Here is a 20,043-nt window from a genome sequence, read left to right as displayed (position 1 = left end):
TCTGGATGTTTATTGCATCTTTAAATTAATGAGATTTTAATTTCCCAACACCTGTCGAATTCCTATATTTGACCTCTTAAAAATTACTTATGTCTTTTACAGATTTATTCGATAGCGGCGAGCACCGCAGAAATTTAGGTCACTTTGCCGCAATTGCCAACATGGCTACTGTAGATGGTGAAATAGGCCCTGAAGAGGAAACCCTCTTAAAGCGCTTTGCCGTTAAACTTGATATTGATGAATCTGAATATATTGAGGTTCTTGAAAATCCAACCAAATTCCCCATAAATCCACCCAATACTACCGAAAAACGACTTGAGCGCCTGCATGATCTCTTTCAGATGATTTTTGCTGATCACGGTATAGACGACCATGAGCGTTTTCTTATAGAAAAATATGCCATAGGTCTTGGCTTTAATGCAGAAACCGCCCAGAAACTAATCAAGCGTTCTATTCAAATATTTAGCGGTGGGGTCGATTTTGAGGATTACCAATACCTACTCAATAAATAAGATTGATCCTATTTTGCTAAGGGGGATTTCATAAAATCTTCCGCAGTTTCCATCATATTTTTACTTCCGCAGAAAAAGGCACAGCGTTCATGAAGTTCACTGGGCTCAATATCGAGAATGCGCTTATGGCCGTCACTTGCGCTGCCGCCCGCCTGCTCAACGATAAATGCCATGGGGTTGCACTCATAAAGTAGGCGTAGTTTGCCCTGCGCTTTTATGGAGCTTGTAGGGTAAATATAAATGCCGCCCTTTAAAATATTGCGGTGAATGTCTGAAACGAGTGATCCTATGTACCTACTCGTGTACGGGCGGTCGCCTTCCTCCTTTTGACAATATTTAATGTAATCTTTAACGCCCTGGGGAAAGTGCACATAATTGCCCTCATTAACGGAATAAATATTACCATTTTCGGGGATTTTCATATCTGGATGAGACATGTAAAAGGTGCCAATTGCCGGGTTTAAAGTGAAGCCGTTAACGCCATACCCTGTTGTATAAACCAGCATCGTGGACGTGCCATAAATGATATAACCAGCAGCTACCTGTTGATTACCTGGTTGAAGAAAATCCTCTTGCTGTACCGGTGTTCCCGGTGGGGTGACCCTTCTGTAAATGGAAAATATAGTTCCCACGGAAACATTGACATCAATATTAGAAGAACCGTCCAGTGGATCTATGAGAACCACGTATTTGTTTTTGCCGTTACGGTCTTCAATAGGTATAAATTCATCGTTTTCCTCACTGGCAATACCACAAACAATCTCCCGGTTCGTTAGTGTTTTTATAAACATATCATTTGCCAGAATATCCAGTTTTTGCTGGGTTTCCCCCTGTATATTCGTTTCTCCCGTTTCACCAATGATATCCACCAAACCTGCTTTACGCACTTCATGGCTCACCACTTTTGCGGCCAGTCTGATCGAGTTTATAAGTCGGGAAAGTTCGCCGGTGGTGTATTGAAATTCCTTTTGGTTCTCAATTATAAATTCACCTAAGGTTTGATTTTTTCTGGACATAAAAGATGTGTTTTTGTAAATGTATTTAAAAAATGGCCAGGGCGAGATCGTTTTCGTAAAAAGTGAAGCCGTATCTTTGATTCTCAAAAAAACCAGATTATGAGTTATACGATTAGAAAGGCAGAAGCCAGTGACATGGCATCAGTTTTAAGACTCGTCAATGAGCTTGCCATACATGAGAATGAACCAGATGCGGTAGAAGTTACGGTAGATGACCTGATCGCGCATGGTACGGGAGAAAACCCTGATTTTACCTGTTTTGTTGCTGATAGTGCTGAAGAAGGTATCGTGGGTATCGCACTTACGTATTTTAGATTTTCTACCTGGAAGGGAAAAACCGTGCATCTTGAAGATCTTGTGGTTAAAGAGAGCAAGCGTGGAGAAGGTATAGGTATGGCGCTTTATAGCGAGGTGATCAACTTTGCTTACGAGCACGATGTGCGAAGGGTAGAGTGGGTTGTCGTAGATGATAACCATGGGGCAATAGGTTTTTATGAAGCCTCAGGTGCCCATGTGATGAAGAACTGGCACACCGTCCAAATGCATAAAGAAGGAATGAAAAAATTCCTTAAAGATAGAGGTAAGATATAGCAGATTTTAAGATATCCTATATAGTTCGCAATAGCCTGACATGAGAGTTTTTAAATTTGGCGGCGCTTCGGTTAAAGATGTTGAAGGGCTTAATAATGTAGTACGCGTACTTCAGCAGACCGGTGCAGACGATTTGGTTATTGTAGTTTCTGCCATGGGCAAGACCACAAATACGCTCGAGGAAGTAGTAGCACATTACTTTAGTAAGACAAATTCGTTTACTGATATTTTAGAAGGTTGCCAGGAATACCATTTCGACATAATTAACGCCCTTGTTCTGGATAAAAAGCAGTCGCTTATTGACAAAATAAGCGGCTTTTTCGCGGAAATCCATACCTTTTTTGACACTAATACCCAGCAAAATTATGATTATGTCTACGATCAGCTAGTTTCTTATGGCGAACTTCTGTCTAGCACGATAGTACATGCGGTTTTAGAACAACATGGTTTTGAAGTAGAGTGGTTGGACATACGCAAACTGTTGCGCACCGATGCTAATTTCCGCGAAGCGAAAATTGACTGGCACCGTACTGAAAAAGTGATACTTCAGGAAATAAAAGAGGGACGTACTTATATTACACAGGGCTTTTTGGGCAGCAATGAGGCAGGGCAAACTACCACCCTGGGACGTGAGGGAAGTGACTATACCGCGGCAATTATAGCGTCGTGCGTCAACGCAGAGAGCGTAACCATCTGGAAGGATGTTGCAGGGGTTCTTAATGCAGATCCCCGGTATTTTGATAAAACCATGCTTTTGAGCCACATTTCATACAATGAAGCGATTGAACTTGCATTTTATGGCGCTTCGGTAATTCATCCCAAGACCTTGCAGCCTATACAGAAAAAAGGGATTCCACTTTATGTGAAGCCCTTTTTAGATCCTGCCGCCCCGGGAACTTGTATTGCAGATAGTAGCAACGTCATGAGGTTGCCTCCCTGTTTTATACTCAAAAAAAACGAGATCCTAATCAGGCTTTCATCGCGTGATTTTTCGTTTATGCTTGAAGAGCACCTGGGTGAGGTTTTTCATCTCATGGCACGCTATCGTGTAAAAATTGACCTGCTTCAGAACTCAGCTATTAGTTTTTCGCTGTGTGTTGAGGACAGGTTTAATAAGATTGAAGAACTCAAGGAAGAGCTTAAAAATCGGTTTAAAGTGGAAATAATAATGGGTGTTGAACTCTATACGATACGCCATTTTACGACGGAGGCCATTGCTGATATTGAGACTAATAAAAATGTTCTGGTAAAACAAGTTGCCGGAAATATGGCACAACTCGTAGTTAAGTAAACTTCCCGACTCGTTTTTTGCTATCTTTGCCCTTCTAGCCAAAATAGACAACCACACTACATGGGATTAGTAACAGCAAAGGAAGTCGCGCATGCCATGAAGGTTGATAAATTAGGCTTTGTGGGTACATTCATGGGTTGGGCCATGATGCGTATCTTGAAAATATCAAAGGCCAATGAGGTTTATGACCGCAATAAGCATCTAAGTGACCTGGAGTTTCTGGATGCTATCCTGGATGAATTTCAGGTGCGTTTTGAAATTCCCGAAGAAGATCTTAAACGCCTTCCCAAAGATGGCGCATACATAACCATAAGCAATCACCCCCTGGGAGGTATTGATGGTATTTTATTGCTGAAATTCATGGTGGAGCAGCGGCCTGATTTTAAGATCATGGGCAACTTTTTACTGCATCGCATCGAGCCATTAAAACCATATGTCATGGCGGTAAATCCTTTTGAGGAGCGCAAAGATGTAAAATCAAGCATAGGCGGTTTTAAACAGGCACTTTCCCATCTAAGGAGCGGTTCTCCTTTGGGCATTTTTCCGGCGGGCGAAGTTTCTACTTTAAAGGATGAAGAACTTGTCATTGACAGACCCTGGGAAGAAGCCGCAATGAAATTGATCAAAAAAGCCGAATTACCGGTGGTTCCCATCTATTTTCACGGCAAAAACAGTCGGTTTTTTTACAGGCTTTCACAGTTGAGCGATACGCTGCGTACCGCGAAGCTCCCTTCGGAACTGCTTACGCAGAAAAACCGTGTGATCAAGGTGCGCATAGGGAACCCCATCAATGTCAAGGCACAACAGGAGCATGAAAATATAGCAGATTTCACAGAATTTTTGCGTCGTAAAACGTACATGCTTGCACGTACATTTGAAAAGAAAAGTTTGCTTAGTACTTTGCCCCGTTCTTTAAAAGTATCCCGCGAACCGCAGAAAATTGCAAAATCAGTTGACGCGAATTGGATAGAAAAAGAGGTAAACCAGCTTCGGGACAATAACCGCAGGCTTACCCATTCTAAAAACTTTGAGGTTTTTCTGGCGCCAGCCAATGATATACCAAACATTCTGAAGGAACTGGGAAGATTGCGAGAAATCACCTTTAGGGCCGTGGGAGAGGGAACTAATGAACCCAGCGATCTGGATCGTTATGATGCCCATTATCATCATTTATTCCTTTGGGATCAGGAAGCAAAAACCATTGCCGGCGCATACAGAATGGGAATGGGCTCGCAGATACTACCTGAGTTTGGGATAGATGGTTTTTATACACAAAGCCTGTTTCGGTTTGAGCCGGAACTCCATAAAATGATGGGCGAGAGCATTGAGATGGGACGCGCTTTTGTGATCAAGGAATATCAGCAAAAACCCATGCCTTTATTTTTACTGTGGAAAGGTATTATTCATACCACGTTGCGCTATCCTGAACACAAGTTTCTGATAGGCGGGGTTACGATAAGCAATCAGTTTTCAAACTTTTCAAAATCGCTGATGATCGAATTTATGCGGTCACACTACTACGATCCCTATATCGCGCAATATATTAGGCCGAAAAAGGAATTCAAGGTAAAATTAAAAGATGCAGATAAGGAATTTGTCTTTGATGAAGCCGAAGCCGATCTTAACAAGCTGGACAAACTTATTGAAGAAATGGAAACCGGAAATCTACGCGTGCCGGTGCTCATTAAAAAATACATTAAGCAAAACGCAAAAGTGGTTGCCTTTAATGTTGATCCTTTGTTTAACGATGCGATTGACGGACTCATGTACATTCGTATCGCTGATCTGCCAGAAAGCACTGTAAAACCAGTCCTTGAAGAATTTCAGAAGGAACTGGAAAAGAAAATGGAAGAGCGCTAAGACTTGCCATTTATACCTGAAAAATGGTCAAAAAACAACCAATTTTTGGTTATAAATGACCATTTCCACCGGACTTTCTAAGCTACAACCTCAAAATTCGCCAGAATTTTATCCACGATAGTCTGCGCGAGTTTAATTTTGCTTTCGACCGTCCATCCCGCGATATGTGGCGTCAGCAGCACGTTTTTAGCTTCAACCAGATACTGTAAGGGTTCTGGCAGAGTGTCTGTAAAGAGGTTTTCAAAAGAAAGTTTTTCATATTCCAGCACGTCCAGTCCGGCACCCAATATTTTTTCACTTTTTAAAGCTTCCACAAGATCTGTGGTGACCACACTTTTTCCCCGTGCCGTATTGATAAGCCAAAAAGGCTTTGTAAACTCGTGAATGAATTTCGCGTCAATCATTTTGTCGGTAAGCGGTGTCCATGGCGTATGCAGACTTAGGACATCAGCTTTTTCCTGCAATTCCTGTAAAGAAACCTGCCTGGCATTTTTATCACCCACATTATCTTTGATATCATGGCAAAGCACTTCACAATCAAAACCTGTGAGCTTTTTGGCAAAAGCCTTCCCCATATTTCCATAACCTATAAGGCCCACGGTTTTTCCTTCCAGTTCCAGGCCACGGTTCGCTTCACGGTTCCATTTTCCTTCGCGTACTTCCGCATCTGCCTGATTCAGGTTGTTGAAGAGGGAAAGCAGCATTCCAAGCGCTTGCTCGCCCACCGCATTTCGGTTTCCTTCAGGAGCTGCAATAAGCAGTACGCCTTTTTCGGCTGCATAAGGTTCATCAATACTCTCAAGTCCCGCACCCACACGGGCAATAAATTTTAAGTTGGTCGCTTTATCCAGGAAGGTTTTATCGATTTTAAACCTGCTGCGGATGACCACACCCTGATAGTCTGCAATTTTTTCCTCAATTTCCTCTTTTGAAGAAGTATAATCTTCTTCGTTTTTAAAACCTGCTTTTTTAAGCTGGTCAAGCATTAGGGGATGATTGTTATCAATGTGAAGTATGGTGAACATTAGATTTTCGGGTATTGGGTTTTGGTAAGTTCGGCGGTGACATTGCCGGTATGTTTTGTGGTCAGTTTTTCGAAGAGGAGAATATGTACTTCTTCTCCATTTTTTGTTGTGGGACAATGTTCCACGCCTTTGGGGACGACGATAAGCTCTCCCTGTTTTACGATTTGCTCGCTATCGCGGAAACGCATGATCAGTGTTCCTTTTATAACTTGAAAAAGTTCATCTTCATCCTCATGCATATGCCAGACAAATTCATCTTTGATCTTTACCAGAAGCACTTGCATATCATCTACCACTGCAATTTGATGTGGTGACCAACGCTCTTTAAATTTATTGAGTTTTTCTGAAAAATTAATGGTTTTCATAAGTTACTGGTTGGCACGTTCATAAATTTCGGTAAATGCTGCCGGCACGCGCATAGGTCGGCCTTTTGGCATGCTCAATAAACACCATTGCGTGATTGCCGTAGCAAGGATTTTGTCGTCTTTTGGCCTAAAGATTTTGGTACGTCTAATGGAGCGCACACCCTCAAACTTTTCTACCCAGGTTTCAACGATTATTTCATCATCCAGGAATGCCGGAGCGTGGTATTTTATGGTATGTTCTAGCGCGACCCATGCATATTTTTCAAGCATTTCTGCATCAGAATTGTCCTGCCAGTGGGCTTCGGCAACGTCCTGTACCCATTGTAAATATTTTACATTGTTTACATGGTCCATACCATCTATGGCACTTTCTGGTACCGTGACTTTTAATTGAAATGCTTTTGCGTTCATATTCTAAAATTAATAAACTTTTTAGCGTCGCGAAAATACAAGAGCATGTTTTCAATTACCGCCTTTAAAGGAGTTTTTTAACTGAATTTGACCAATTTTCGGCTTAAAAGCCCAAAATCAATTTGGCCAGGGAAAAATAAATAAGAATCCCGAAAATGTCATTGCTCGTTGTAATAAATGGACCAGTGGCGATGGCAGGATCCACACCTCTCATGTGAAGGATGATAGGCACAAAAGTGCCCACCAGTGCGGCCACGATAATTACGGAAAGCATGGCGACCGCTACGGTACAGCTTAACAACCAGCCAAAACCAACAATAACGCCAAAGCCTATAACCAGAATACCAAGGGCCAGGCCGTTGATGAGGCCAATGCTGATTTCTTTGATTAAGCGCAACCAGGGGCTTCCGGTCACATTATCATTAGCAAGTCCCTGCACGATAATTGCGCTGGATTGTACGCCCACATTTCCGGCGACTGCCGCGACGAGGGGAGTGAAAAAGAAAAGTTCTGGGTGTACGGTAAGCGCCCCCTGAAAGCTCTGCATGATATTAACGGCAGCAAGACTTCCCACTAAGCCCAGTACCAACCAGGGCAAACGGGCACGCGTAAGTTCCCACACAGTATCATCTGCCTCCACATCTTCAGAAATACCCGCAGCCATCTGATAATCTTTATCTGCTTCATCCCGTATAAAATCCACAATATCATCAATGGTGATTCGGCCCAGAAGCACACCCATATCATTGATCACGGGAACAGCCTCAAGATCGTATTTTTGCATGAGCCGGGCGACTTCCTCACCGGTATCATGCACGTTTACTGCATCAACATTGGGTATGTATATGTCAGATATTTTTGATTTGGCTTCTGCCGTAAGCAAATCCTTGAGCGAGAGCCTACCTATAAGATGTTCCCTGCGATCTACCACATAAACCGAATGGACACGGGTCACATTTTGCGCCTGTGCGCGCATTTTGCGCACGCAGCCTGCCACCGTCCAGGTTTCCCTCACACGTACCAGTTCACGCGCCATGAGACCACCGGCAGAATTTTCATCATAGCGCAACATTTCGATAATATGGCGCGCGTGGTCTTCATCTTCAATGGCATCAATTACCTGTTGTTGAATCTCGTCGCTCAGTTCAGAAAGAAAATCCACCGCGTCATCAGAGTCCAGTTCATCAAGCTCTTCCGCTATTTCTTCTGGGGTAAGATTGCTCAGCAGTTCTTCCCTTAAATCTTCATCGAGTTCCATAAGGGCCTCAGAAGTGGTGCTGCTGTCCAGTAATTTTACGAGATGTGTGGCCTCCTCAGTATTGAGTTCATCCAGGATCTCGGCAATATCGGCGTGGTGCACTTCATGAAGAAGTTCAAGGATCTGTGGATCATTCCCAGCTTCAATAAGAAGTTCCAATTGCTCGATAAGCTCTTCGGTAATTTCAAAAGCCATAAGGGAATTTTAGGTGTGAATATACTGTTCTGGGCTTGGCAAATATAGCTAAAGTAGCGCAGCGGCAGCAATAAATTCTAGAGATGCTTGGCCTGCTAAAAAAGGTCTGTTTTGAATGGGTTATCTTTGAGATCCTGACAACAGAATTCTCATTCTATGAACTTAATACTGGTTACAGCGCTTATTGTGGTTTGCGTTCTTTTGTGCACTCATTTGTTGAGAAAGAAAAAGCTATCCAAACGCTATAAAGCAATTAAAGAAGGCTGGGGAAGACCCAAAGAAACGTCCTATCTCAATATGCTGAGCATACGTCGTTATTTTGATCGTAGGACCGTGGTAAATAATGTGTATCAGGTTATAGATGATGATACCTGTAACGATCTGGACTTTGATCAGGTTTTTGAAAGAATGGATCATACTTCCTCAAAAATAGGACAGCAATATTTGTATTATAAACTTCGTGTGGTACAGCCAAAAAAAGATTTAACGCGCTTTGCAGCGTTGAGTTCAATTTTTGATGAAAATGTGGAAACAAGAACCCTTTTTCAGCGAGAACTTTCAGCGTTAAATAAGGTCAAAGACTACAAACTTGAGGAACTGACCCATTTAAATATACCAAAAGAGCCAAAAATAGCAATGCTCCTTTATATCCTTTCCATAGCTGCCTTCGCGGCCTTAGGGCTGAGTTTTTACTATCCTGCATTTAGTTTAGTATTGCCCTTTATTTTTGTGGTTAATATGATTTTTCATTACCGCAATAAAGAAACGATAGGATATTACATACGGGGACTTGAGGTATTTTCAAAAGCGGTGCCTGTAGCCCAATTTATGGCTAGAAATGAAGATATTCAGCCATTTTATACTGATTTTGATTTCTTGCGACCACTTGTCTCTATGCGGAATAAAACTAGATTTCTTAGTACTGAGAGCAAGCTTTTCAATGAATTTATGGCTGTATCCTGGATTGTTTCAGAATGCATCAAGATACTTTTTAACATAGAATATATCGCATTTCATAGATTGGCAGACCGTATCGTCAAAGAGCGAAACAACTTAAATAAACTCTTTGAATTTATGGGGGAACTAGATGTTGCCATCTCCTGCGCATCTGTACGGGCAAGCAATACGGTAACCTGTTCACCTGTTTTTAGTTCAGGGAATAGTATTTTTTATACTGAATTGACCCATCCGCTTTTGACAGAATGTGTGCCTAATGATCTTGATATTTCGAATAAAAGTATGCTTATTACAGGTTCTAATATGTCTGGAAAAACCACGTTTATCAGGGCTGCTGCTATCAATGCATTATTGGCACAAACCCTTCATATTTGCTTTGCGAAAAGGTATTCCACCCCCTTTTTTAAAATATACTCAGCGATACGTATTGCTGACGATCTGCTCAATCAGAAGAGTTATTATCTTGAAGAGGTTCTGCGTATTAAAACCCTTGTGGCATCGTCAGATGATAGTAATCCCTGTCTGTTTGTAATGGACGAACTGCTAAAAGGCACCAATACGATGGAGCGTGTTTCCGCTGGTGCTTCTATTATTTCATTTTTGAATAAAGAACAGCATTTTGTCATGGTCGCCACACATGACATGAAACTTACCCAATTGCTGAATCCCAGGGATTTTGAACTGTATCATTTTACCGAAAGTATAGAAGACAGCGAATTATCCTTTGACCATAAGCTGAAAAACGGACCTTTAAAAACACGAAATGCCATCAAAATCCTGGAAATAAACGGTTATCCCAATGAAATTATTAAACAGGCCCAGGAGATTGAAAGCAGGCTTTCAAAGGTTATTGATTTTTAGTCATTCCTTTACGTTTTATCGTATTAGAAGTTTGTATAACCACAAGGTCTATTCGTGGGGAGACCTCTGCCACTTCCTCACGTATACGTGCGACTTCCTCTTCTGCGTTTATAAGCGGAATATCCTCTACAATGTCCAGATCTATGACCACAAGAATATTCACGGGGCCCAGGTGCATAGTCTTGGGCGGTTGGAAGGTTTTAACGTTTTTATGCTGGCGCAATATGTTCTCAATGCCTTTAATTATGGCAGGACTTGCACTTTCTCCTAGTAACAGGCCTTTAGTCTCCCGCGCAAGAAAGGTGGCCACACCCAGTAATAAGAGACCTATAAGAATGGATGCTGAACCGTCAATGTAAGGATTGTCAAGTTGCTGCGATAGAAACACGCCTACCAAAGCGATAACCAGGCCGGCAACAGCGGCAGAATCTTCAATGATCACGGCAAAATTTGCGGGATCTTTACTTTTGATAATATTAGACAGCAAACCGCCTGTTTTATGGCTTTTATTAAAGGTTTTTATGGCAATAATCAAGGAAATCCCTTCAAAAACTATTGCTGCACCCAGCACACAATAATTCCATAGGGGATCTGTGATGGGCTCTGGTGACTGTAGGGAATGGACGCCTTCATAAATGGCAAAACCACCACCTAGGGAGAAGATCAAAATACTTACCACAAAACTCCAGAAGTAAATTTCTTTACCATAACCAAAGGGATGACTGGCATCCGCTTCCCGGTTGGAACGCTTGATACCCATAAGCAGCAAACCACCATTACCGGTGTCTATTACTGAATGAATTCCTTCCGCGAGCATTGCGCTGCTTCCGGTGAAGAATGCGGCGATGAATTTGCTTATCGCGATAAGGATATTTGCCACAATAGCTCCGTAAATGGCAATTTTAGATCCGTGGGCCATATTTCTTATTGAATTTAGATTATAATTTTAATTGGTTTTGCCGTTTATGACGAGATTTGTCAATGCGACGAACTGATCCACATCAAGTTGTTCCGGGCGCAGGTTGAAAATTTCCTGTTCCCGAATTTCCTCTGGGAGGTCAAGTTGTTTTAAACTGTTGCGCAAGGTTTTGCGCCGCTGCTGGAAGGCCATTTTTACCACTTTAAAGAGTTGGTCAGGATCGCAGCCCAGCTTATCGTGATCTTCTTTCCGCGTTAAGCGTATCACACCACTTTCAACTTTGGGCGGAGGATCAAAAACCTGTGGTGAAACGCTGAATAAATATTCCACATGATAGAAAGCCTGCGCCAGGACAGATAAAATTCCGTAGGTTTTGCTGCCTGAAGGTTCACAGATACGTTGCGCCACTTCCTTTTGAAACATGCCCGTAAATTCTGGAATGCGGTCACGGTATTTCAAGGTTTTAAAAACAATCTGCGTCGAAATATTGTAGGGGAAATTACCGGTTATTGCAAAAGGCTGTCCATCAAAAATAGGGTCAAGGTCAAATTTCAAAAAATCTGCTTCAATGATTTCTAAATTTGACCGCTCCGCAAGGCTGGGATGCTCTAGCGGAAAGCTATGGTTGAGATACACCACAGATTCAGAATCCAGTTCCATGGCCGTTACCATTTTGCAACGTTCAAGGAGGTATTTAGTCAGTACGCCCATCCCGGGGCCTATTTCAAGAATGCGATCATAGCCTTTTAAAGTGAGCGTATTTCCTATATCGCGCGCCACATTTTCATCCTTAAGAAAGTGCTGGCCGAGGTGTTTTTTTGCACGTACGCCCGTTTTCTCACTTTTCGCGTTGTTTTTGACACTAAAACGCTTGTTTTTATTCATTTAAATGATCTTTTTAGGAGTGAGGGAATACGTTTGTAATAGTGTGGATTATTCGCTGTGCAGTTCGGTGATTACTTCCAGTTCTGTGCGGAAGGAAACAAATTTTCCCGCAAAACGCTCAGCGTCCTTGCGCAATGCAGGTGCATCTTCGCTATAGTAACGCTCTAGCGTTGCCTTGTTTTCTGTCGTGTACTGGGTAGAATAACTGATGCCGCCCATAGATTCCTCTACCAGTACGCGCGTCATTATCGCTTTACTGAATTTTCCGGAGGCAAGTACGGCGGGAATATGTTCGTCCCGCATCCATTGCAGCCATTCATCGTGTATACTTTCTTCCACATTTGTGGTAACATTATAAATAATCATAATCTTGTTCTCTTAGTTTAAAATATCGCCACGCAGCATACGGTAGCGCTTTTGCGCATCTACGTAGTAAATACTGTCTGCGTGGTTAAAAATGATCTGTTCGTAAAGTTGCTTTGCTTTTTCGGGTTGCTGCAGTTGATTTTCATACAACATGGCCAACTTGTAATAGGCATCGTCAGCAAGTATATCTTCTTTGTAATAAGCGATGATCTTCAGATAATTTTTTTCCGCTTCTGCGAAATTTTGCTGCTTCTCATACAGTTTTGCCTGTGCCAGCAGCGCCTCGTCTTCTATAGATTCCCCTTTGTGATCTGTTAAAATAGTCGCATAGGTCTCCATAGCTTGCACTGTTTTGTTCTGAAAAGCGAGCAGGTCTGCCCGGGCAAAAAGCTTAAGGGCCGTATGGGTAGAATCTTCAAGGGAATTATCTGCGATAAGGAGAAAAAGCTCTTGCGCATCGTTAGCAATAAGCTGCGTGGCCGAACTTTTTAAAACCTTGAGCTGTGTTTGAGCCCATTCAAAATCGCCATTGTAATAACTCGTTTTGGCAACCTTAAAACGTGCTTCTTGCGCGAGCACATCGTTTTCTACTTTTTTCTGAATTTGGGTATAGTAAAGCAGGGCAGAACCAAATTTTTCTTCCAGCACTAATAAGTCTGCAAGTTCCATCTTTGCGCGTGCTTCCTGAAATCGGGAAAGTGGCAACTTCAATGTTTCCTGTAAAAAATCTTCGGCTTCCGCTTTATTATCCATCTGAAAACCCAGAAAATGCGCGTAGGCAACCTGTAAACTCAAGGTCTGTGCGGTTTTGCCATTTTCTGTCAATAATTGCTCAAAATCGGCTTTTATAGAAGGAAAATCGGTAGGTTTTGCCCCATTTACACGAATTTCCAACAGTTTTTGCTGTGCCGAAAGTTTTATCCCGGTATCCGCAGTTTCGGCAATAATAAATTCAAGGATTTCCCTTGTCGCGTCAGGCTCGTCAGCGCCCAGTGTTATAGACGCTAGGTTGATCACGCCCTGCATGTCATCATCAGTGCGTTTAAATATTGCCCTTTCCTGGGCGAAAGCTTTCCCGTATTCTTTTTGTTGTATGAATAGCCAACTCAGCAAGCGGTTGTATAGCAGATTGGGCTCTTGTTGTGAGCGTTTTATAAGCAATGTTTTGAAAATCTGATTGGCTTCGTTTTCAGGGTTTTCTGTGATGAACTGAGCAAAATTACGCTGCGCGGACATGTAAAATTTATTATCCCGCGCGATGAGGTCAATATAGGTGCTGAGCATGAGTGCAATATCTCCTTGTTCTCCATAAATGCGCGCCAATTGTATCTCAAAAAGCAAGTTCCCCTCGCTATTCATGGCGGTTTTGTACGTGGTAATTGCCTGGTCTAATAACGTGTGTTCTTCAAAGGTACGACCCACGGTATATGCATACGTTGGATTGTTTTGAACCTCAGCAATGGCTTGTTTGTAAAGGCTGTCTGCCTTTTTTTCTTTTTGCTGCAGCTGGTAATTGTAACCTAGTTCCACCTGCAAATGGGGCAGGGGCCGGCCGGTTTTGAGGGCGTTTAAAAGTAATTGAGAAGCTTTATCATAAGCTTCTAGTTGCTGGTAAGCTTCTACGGCACCCAGTGCGTAAGTGGGATTGCCTGGCTGGTTTTTGAGCAGGATCTCGTAGGTTGCGGCCGCCTTTTCATACTGTCCCTGTTGCAGGTAATTGCGTGCGAGTTGGTCATTCTGACCAAAAGCGCAAACGATCGCAAAAAAATGCAGTAAAATTAAAAAGGGACGTGCCACCGGATGATTTTGTGTAAAGATAACCAACCTTTTAAAAGCGGCTCTCCCATAAAACCATAATTTTAAACCGAAGGATGGTCATGCACAAGCAATAACTTCGGTTAGAATGTATGTTTTAGTTGGCTGTAGATTGATTTAAAATCCAAAATGCGCTAAAGTAAACCCTTAATTTTATAAATACTTCTTGTATAAATTATAAAGTACTTTGAGATCGTAATGATCAAGTACGCCATTAATATTTTCCTGAATAAAATGAAGTTCAAATCCCTGTATGGCAGCGAGTGGTTCTGAAATATCGTAGCCAACAATTTTGAGGGCTTCCATATAATTAAAATCTGCCGGAAGGACATCCGGAAAAACCAGCCTATCCAGAAAAGTTATTTTCGTCAGGGGCATATCCAGCGGAAATGTGTCTACTAACTGTTGGGCGCTTTTGTTTAGAGGCGCTGGAGGCATTTGCAAACTATCCACAGCGTCTTTGTCATACCATAAGCCATAGCCCTCGTCAGCCAGTTTTTCCCACGGAAAATTTGCATTGGGATCAACTTTCCGCGAAGGCGCAATGTCAGAGTGGCCTATAAAGTTCATGGCAGGAATCTTGTATTTTACTTTTAGATCCTTCAACAATGCCAGTAAACTTTTGATCTGAGCATCAGAAAAAACCTCAAAACCATCATTGTCAAGTTCAATCCCTATGGATGAGGAGTTGAGGTCTGTGTTGTTGCCCCATTGCCCTACGCCACCATGCCAGGCACGATAGTAATCATTGAGCATGTGGTAGATTTTCCCAGCATCGCTTATCACATAATGCGCACTTACCTCTTTATGTGGCAGAGTAAACGTGCGCAATGTTTCCTGCAGGGAATCTTGTGCGGTATGGTGAATGACCAAATAATCTGGCTTTCTAAGATTAAAATTAGTTGTACCCACCACATATTCCCCGTAGGTAAGACTGGTGTCCAGGGAGTTGTTAGTGGGTAACGGTCGCAACTGTTGCGCGTAGCGCCTGGCCTGTTTTTTATATAAGCGGTTAGTTTTACTGTAAGGATTGCCACAAGCGGTCAATAAACAGCAAAAAACACCCATTAGTAAGGCTTTTGAGCCAATTTTTAAACCAGTTGTGGCATTCATCATCATCAATGCTTAAATTATTCGTTTGTATCCTCGTCAAACTTCCAGCGTACAAAAGCTTCCATAGCTTCGTATTCTGCAAGGCCAAGCTTGTTATAATTCACCGCTGTTTCCTTGTTGCGCTCCTGAGCACGTACCCAGAATTCGCGTTCGTCATCGCCAGGGAAAACAGGGCGGTCTTTCTGTGATTGATGTTGAAAGATCGCGTGCTTCTTCTGTTCAACCTCTTGTGGGGAAAGGGGCACGGCCATTTCTATCTCGTGCTGCTCAAACTCCTGCCATGCACCGCGGTACATCCACAACCAGCAATCTTTAGTCCAGGATTCTGTTTTTCTCAGTTGGTTCATGGCTTCCAGGATTATATTGAAACACGTGATGTGCGTACCATGTGGATCAGCAAAATCACCTGCTGCAAAAATCTGCTGGGGTTTAATTTCCTGAAGAAGGTTAATGGTAAGTTCCACATCTTTTTCGGTAACCGGGCTCTTTACTTTTTTTCCCGTTTCATAAAACGGAAGCGCCATAAAGTGGATATTTTTGTCTTTTAGACCAGCATAGCGCGCGCCTGCAATGGCTTCAGATTTTCTGATAAAACCTTTTACCTCCTGAATTTCCTTGAGGTCAATATCATTGGGCTGTTTTTCTTTGATGAACGTGCGCATGTTCTCATAGATCTCCGTGAGCTTCTGCGTGTCTTCATCTACACTCTTTTTAAAATCTATGGCAAACTCCATATACCGCAGCACATCTGTGTCCCAGACTGCCGTATTTCCAGACGTTTGATAGGCCACGTGAACATCATGGCCCTGATCAACAAGACGGATAAAAGTTCCTCCCATTGAAATTACATCATCATCAGGATGCGGACTAAAAATCAGGGAACGTTTTATGGCAGGTTTTGCACGTTCTGGTCGCTGGGAATCGTCAGCGTTTGGTTTCCCGCCGGGCCATCCTGTGATACTGTGTTGTAAAAGGTTAAAAACATTAATATTAATGTCATAAACCGGACCTTTTTCGGTGGCGAGCTGTGCCATGCCGTGCGCATTGTAATCTTCTTCCGTAAGTTTAAGAATAGGCTTGTTCAAGCTGTTTGAAAGCCAGATAACCGCACGTTTGATAAGGGATTCTTCCCAAACACAATCTTTAACCAGCCAGGGCATTTTAAAACGGGTCAATTCAGAAGCGGCATCCGCATCAAGTATAAATTCTACATTATCAGAAAGTTGGAGGTATGTTGCTGGTACGCTCGCTGAGATTTCTCCTTCCACCGCTTTTTTGACAATGGGCGCTTTTTTCTTGCTCCACGCCATTAATATGATCTCACGCGCCTTGAATATGGTACCAATTCCCATGGTGATCGCTTTGGTAGGCACATTTTCCTTTCCGCCAAAATCACGGGATGCATCACGACGTGTCAGGTCGTCTAAGGTGACTAGGCGCGTACCGGAATTAGGTGCAGATCCTGGTTCGTTAAAACCAATATGTCCCGTTCTACCTATACCTAATACCTGAAGGTCGAGGCCACCTATTGCAGAGATTTTCTGTTCGTAGGCCAAACAATAATTAGTTATATCCGCCTTGTCGAGTGTACCATCTGGCACATGGATATTTTCTCTTTTTATATCTATATGATCAAATAGGTTTTCATCCATAAACCTAACGTAGCTCTGCTTTGCATCGGGTTGCATAGGATAATATTCATCCAGGTTAAAGGTAACCACGTTTTTAAAACTCAGGCCTTCTTCTTTGTGCAAGCGTACCAACTCATTATAGACATCTACCGGTGTGGCTCCCGTCGCAAGTCCCAGCACCGCATGTTCATGCCTGTCCTGTTTCTGCCGAATAATCGCTGCAATACGCGCTGCCACTTTTTTTGAGGCGGTGTCTTCGTTTTCATACACGCGAACGGGTAATTTTTCAAATCTGGTTTCTTCTAAAAAGTTTAATCGAGCCATAATAGTAGGTTAAGATGTATTCTGATCGTTTAGTTTATTTGATTTTTCAAGAGTTCCATTTGCGTTTTGAAAACCGCATCCACGGCTGCAATAGTAGCTCCATAGAGGTTTGTGTTTGGGCCAAGTTCAGACAGTGCGATAGTTGTCTTTTCCTTGAGCTGTATCATACAATACGTATTCATCGATTGTTGAATGGGCGTGGTGATAAATTGTTTGGCTTCGGCGATTTTACCTTCTAAAACAATAATCTCTGGATTGAATAACTGAATAAGAACCGCAATACCTTTGCCCAGGTCTATACCCAGTTGCGAGAGCATGTTAATGGCAAATTGATCCCCTTTGTTTGCGGCATCTATCACCATGGTAGGATCCATTTTATCGAAATCTTTTTCGGAAAGGTCACTTAATGTTGAGATCTGACCTTTTTGCAGGCCTTCTTTGGTTTTGCGAACCAGCGCCAGGCCTGAAGCTTCTGTTTCCAGACAGCCACGTTTGCCGCAATGACATAACAAACCGTCATCAGTGAAGGGAATATGACCAAATTCGCCCGAAAAACCCGAAGCACCATCCTGAATTTTTCCTCCCATGATAATGCCCAGTCCTATGCCCCAATCCATGGATATGACAAGTGCGTTATTTCTATCTTTTGCCTGGCCAAAACGATATTCCGCAAGACAGGCACTTTTTGCATCGTTGAGGATAACGATGGATTTATCAAATTTACGGGCCAGTTTTTCCCGAAGGGATTCCGGTTCCTGTTCCTTTAGGTAATAGGTAAAATTCTTCCCTTCATGAGTAGAAACAAGTCCGGGCATACTTATGCCCACTCCCATGATCTGTTTTAAATCAAGGTTCGCATTTTTGAGAAGTTCCAGGCTGTTTTCATGCAATATATCAACAATATCAAAAGCTTTTGAAATATCCAGGGAGAGCGAATTTTCAGCTATAAGTCTGTGGTTATTGTCAATAAGAGCCAGTTTTAAACCGTACCGACCAATATGAATGCTGAGGACAAAAAACGAATCATCAACTAAGCCGTAGAGGTCAGGCTTGCGGCCACCCTCAGATTTGCCCTGTCCTTTTTTTGCGATCATACCCTCAGATAAAAGTTGGTTGATCAGCCCCATAGATGTTGGAAGGCTTAAGGAAAATCTACTGCAAATCCCTGCATTGGACGTATCGCCGTTTAAAAACAAGTGTTTTATTATCCTTAATTTCTGAAGATATTTTTTACGATCTACATTACCAATTTCCAGCACCTGCTGTTCATTTAATAAGAAGTCGTTTAAGGATGCCGTCATGGTGATTTTTCTAAAAATCAAAATATTTTCGATTGTTCTCCTGATAAGATATTGATCGAAAAATAAATGTAAATAAAAAAAGGTAGAACAAAAATACTTTTTATAAATTTTTATAAAAGATTATTTATTTATATAAAATTTATACCTTTAGGAAGTCTAGATATAAAAGTCAGAATTTATTTAATTAAACACGATCAAATGAATGTACATGATCAACCACCTGTAGTACAACGCTATTTTGCGCTCGATGTACTACGCGGGATGACTATTGCGCTTATGATTCTGGTAAACACCCCCGGAAGTTGGGCAAGCATTTACGCCCCTTTTGAACATTCGGCCTGGCATGGCTTTACCCTTACAGATCTGGTCTTTCCTACTTTCTTATTTGTGATAGGAAACGCAGCGAGTTTTAGTCTTAAAAAGTATAAAAACCGTTCAAATAGTGCATTTTTAAGCAAGGTTTTTAAGCGTACAGGACTAATATTTCTTATTGGTTTTTTGCTCAATGCGTTTCCATTTATTTACCGTGCCCATGATGGCCTTCATTTTATAGATTTTACGGAAGTCCGTATTATGCGTATTATGGGTGTTTTGCAGCGCATCGCACTTTGTTATGGTATTGCTTCTTTGCTGTTGCATTATTTGAGTTTAAAAAAAGCAATGAGCGTTAGTGTACTTATACTGCTGGGCTACTGGGCGCTGCTCTGGTTTTTTGGAGATCATCCCGCACCTTATAGTTTAGAGAATAACGCAGCGTTAAAACTGGACTTTTTTTTATTTCCCTCAGAAAATCTTTACCAGGGTTACGGGATTGCTTTTGATCCTGAAGGAATTTTGAGTACGCTTCCCGCAGTGGTAAATGTGATCGCCGGTTACGCAGCGGGAATTTTTATTCAGAAGTGGGGAAATACCCGAAAAACGATCATAAATCTTGCGATTTCAGGTGTTTTTTTGTTAATAACTGCCCTATTATGGGATATTTTCTTCCCCATCAACAAGCCCATTTGGACCAGCTCCTATGTTCTTTTCAGTACGGGTTGGGATTTGGTAATCCTGGCTGCCCTTATCTACATTCTGGAAATTGCGAAGCAAAAAAGCTGGACTTATTTTTTTGAAGCATTTGGGAGAAACCCTTTGTTTATCTACATAATGTCTGGTGTGGTGATCACACTTATGGGGTTACTGCAAATTGGAGGGCAATCACTTAGTGGACTGGTTTATGAAAATCTTTTTTTAAGTTGGCTGACTCCATATAACGCTTCCCTGGCCTTTGCGGTAAGCTATGTGCTGTTGATGTGGCTGCTGGGGTATATACTTGATAAAAATAAAATTTATATAAAAGTATGA

18 protein-coding genes are annotated in these 20,043 nt (G+C 42.1%); 6 read left to right on the top strand and 12 right to left on the bottom strand.

What is annotated here, in order from left to right:
- Positions 1 to 89: 89 nt before the first annotated feature.
- Positions 90 to 512: a TerB family tellurite resistance protein gene (locus tag P162_RS06710; RefSeq protein WP_031426488.1), complete on the top strand. Its 423-nt coding sequence runs from the start codon at positions 90 to 92 to the stop codon at positions 510 to 512.
- An 8-nt stretch (positions 513 to 520) separates the two neighbouring features.
- Here the strand turns inward: P162_RS06710 and fbp are convergent, their stop codons facing one another.
- Entirely contained in the window at positions 521 to 1,528 is a 1,008-nt protein-coding gene (gene fbp, locus P162_RS06705; RefSeq protein ID WP_031426487.1) for a class 1 fructose-bisphosphatase, read from the bottom strand.
- Positions 1,529 to 1,627: 99 nt separating this feature from the next.
- On the opposite strand from fbp, the gene P162_RS06700 reads away from it, so the two are divergent.
- Genes P162_RS06700 through P162_RS06690 form a run of 3 tightly spaced genes read left to right on the top strand, consistent with a single transcriptional unit; the run spans position 1,628 to position 5,270 of the window.
- Positions 1,628 to 2,119 carry a GNAT family N-acetyltransferase gene (locus P162_RS06700; protein ID WP_031426486.1) on the top strand — a complete coding sequence of 164 codons (492 nt, stop codon included), beginning with the start codon at positions 1,628 to 1,630 and terminating at the stop codon, positions 2,117 to 2,119.
- A 40-nt stretch (positions 2,120 to 2,159) separates the two neighbouring features.
- On the top strand, positions 2,160 to 3,410 hold the full coding sequence (locus tag P162_RS06695; protein WP_031426485.1) for an aspartate kinase: 1,251 nt from the start codon (positions 2,160 to 2,162) through the stop codon (positions 3,408 to 3,410).
- Between the two features lie 60 nt (positions 3,411 to 3,470).
- The gene (locus tag P162_RS06690) at positions 3,471 to 5,270 is read left to right on the top strand and encodes a GNAT family N-acyltransferase (protein ID WP_031426484.1); all 1,800 of its coding nucleotides are present in this window, start codon (positions 3,471 to 3,473) and stop codon (positions 5,268 to 5,270) included.
- Positions 5,271 to 5,347: 77 nt separating this feature from the next.
- Here P162_RS06690 and P162_RS06685 read toward each other — a convergent pair whose 3' ends face one another.
- From P162_RS06685 to mgtE, 4 genes are all read right to left on the bottom strand, one after another.
- On the bottom strand, positions 5,348 to 6,295 hold the full coding sequence (locus P162_RS06685) for a 2-hydroxyacid dehydrogenase (protein WP_031426483.1): 948 nt from the start codon (positions 6,293 to 6,295) through the stop codon (positions 5,348 to 5,350).
- Positions 6,295 to 6,660, bottom strand: coding sequence for a cupin domain-containing protein (locus P162_RS06680; RefSeq protein ID WP_031426482.1), 366 nt, complete (start codon positions 6,658 to 6,660; stop codon positions 6,295 to 6,297). Before P162_RS06680 ends, P162_RS06685 begins: the two co-directional genes overlap by 1 nt.
- 3 nt (positions 6,661 to 6,663) lie before the next feature.
- On the bottom strand, positions 6,664 to 7,071 hold the full coding sequence (locus tag P162_RS06675) for an acyl-CoA thioesterase (protein ID WP_031426481.1): 408 nt from the start codon (positions 7,069 to 7,071) through the stop codon (positions 6,664 to 6,666).
- Between the two features lie 103 nt (positions 7,072 to 7,174).
- Positions 7,175 to 8,524, bottom strand: coding sequence for a magnesium transporter (gene mgtE / locus P162_RS06670; protein WP_031426480.1), 1,350 nt, complete (start codon positions 8,522 to 8,524; stop codon positions 7,175 to 7,177).
- Positions 8,525 to 8,680: 156 nt separating this feature from the next.
- Here mgtE and P162_RS06665 point away from each other — a divergent pair, with 156 nt between their 5' ends.
- A complete protein-coding gene (locus P162_RS06665) occupies positions 8,681 to 10,342 on the top strand; it encodes a MutS-related protein (RefSeq protein WP_031426479.1) in 1,662 nt (553 codons plus the stop codon).
- Here P162_RS06665 and P162_RS06660 read toward each other — a convergent pair.
- The 7 genes from P162_RS06660 to P162_RS06630 form a co-directional block, all read right to left on the bottom strand.
- Positions 10,329 to 11,261, bottom strand: a complete 933-nt coding sequence (locus P162_RS06660; protein WP_031426477.1) for a cation diffusion facilitator family transporter — start codon at positions 11,259 to 11,261, stop codon at positions 10,329 to 10,331. The genes P162_RS06665 and P162_RS06660 overlap by 14 nt on opposite strands.
- Before the next feature lie 27 nt (positions 11,262 to 11,288).
- Positions 11,289 to 12,146 carry a 16S rRNA (adenine(1518)-N(6)/adenine(1519)-N(6))-dimethyltransferase RsmA gene (rsmA, locus tag P162_RS06655; protein ID WP_031426476.1) on the bottom strand — a complete coding sequence of 286 codons (858 nt, stop codon included), beginning with the start codon at positions 12,144 to 12,146 and terminating at the stop codon, positions 11,289 to 11,291.
- A gap of 48 nt (positions 12,147 to 12,194) precedes the next feature.
- The gene (locus P162_RS06650; RefSeq protein ID WP_031426475.1) at positions 12,195 to 12,512 is read right to left on the bottom strand and encodes a DUF4286 family protein; all 318 of its coding nucleotides are present in this window, start codon (positions 12,510 to 12,512) and stop codon (positions 12,195 to 12,197) included.
- 12 nt (positions 12,513 to 12,524) lie between these two features.
- Positions 12,525 to 14,309: a tetratricopeptide repeat protein gene (locus tag P162_RS06645; protein ID WP_051908025.1), complete on the bottom strand. Its 1,785-nt coding sequence runs from the start codon at positions 14,307 to 14,309 to the stop codon at positions 12,525 to 12,527.
- A 171-nt stretch (positions 14,310 to 14,480) separates the two neighbouring features.
- Positions 14,481 to 15,443: an N-acetylmuramoyl-L-alanine amidase gene (locus P162_RS06640; protein WP_241077741.1), complete on the bottom strand. Its 963-nt coding sequence runs from the start codon at positions 15,441 to 15,443 to the stop codon at positions 14,481 to 14,483.
- A gap of 14 nt (positions 15,444 to 15,457) precedes the next feature.
- Positions 15,458 to 17,395, bottom strand: a complete 1,938-nt coding sequence (gene nagB / locus P162_RS06635; protein ID WP_031426472.1) for a glucosamine-6-phosphate deaminase — start codon at positions 17,393 to 17,395, stop codon at positions 15,458 to 15,460.
- A gap of 29 nt (positions 17,396 to 17,424) precedes the next feature.
- Positions 17,425 to 18,696 (bottom strand): ROK family protein, encoded by a 1,272-nt coding sequence (locus P162_RS06630; RefSeq protein ID WP_031426470.1) that lies wholly within the window; start codon positions 18,694 to 18,696, stop codon positions 17,425 to 17,427.
- A 198-nt stretch (positions 18,697 to 18,894) separates the two neighbouring features.
- On the opposite strand from P162_RS06630, the gene P162_RS06625 reads away from it, so the two are divergent.
- Positions 18,895 to 20,043, top strand: a complete 1,149-nt coding sequence (locus P162_RS06625) for an acyltransferase family protein (RefSeq protein ID WP_031426469.1) — start codon at positions 18,895 to 18,897, stop codon at positions 20,041 to 20,043.

Origin of the sequence: Flavimarina sp. Hel_I_48, from assembly GCF_000733945.1 — a bacterium.
Classification (GTDB): Bacteria; Bacteroidota; Bacteroidia; order Flavobacteriales; family Flavobacteriaceae; genus Leeuwenhoekiella.
Note: the sequence above shows the minus strand (reverse complement) of the source record. Positions and strands in the feature narration are given on the sequence as shown.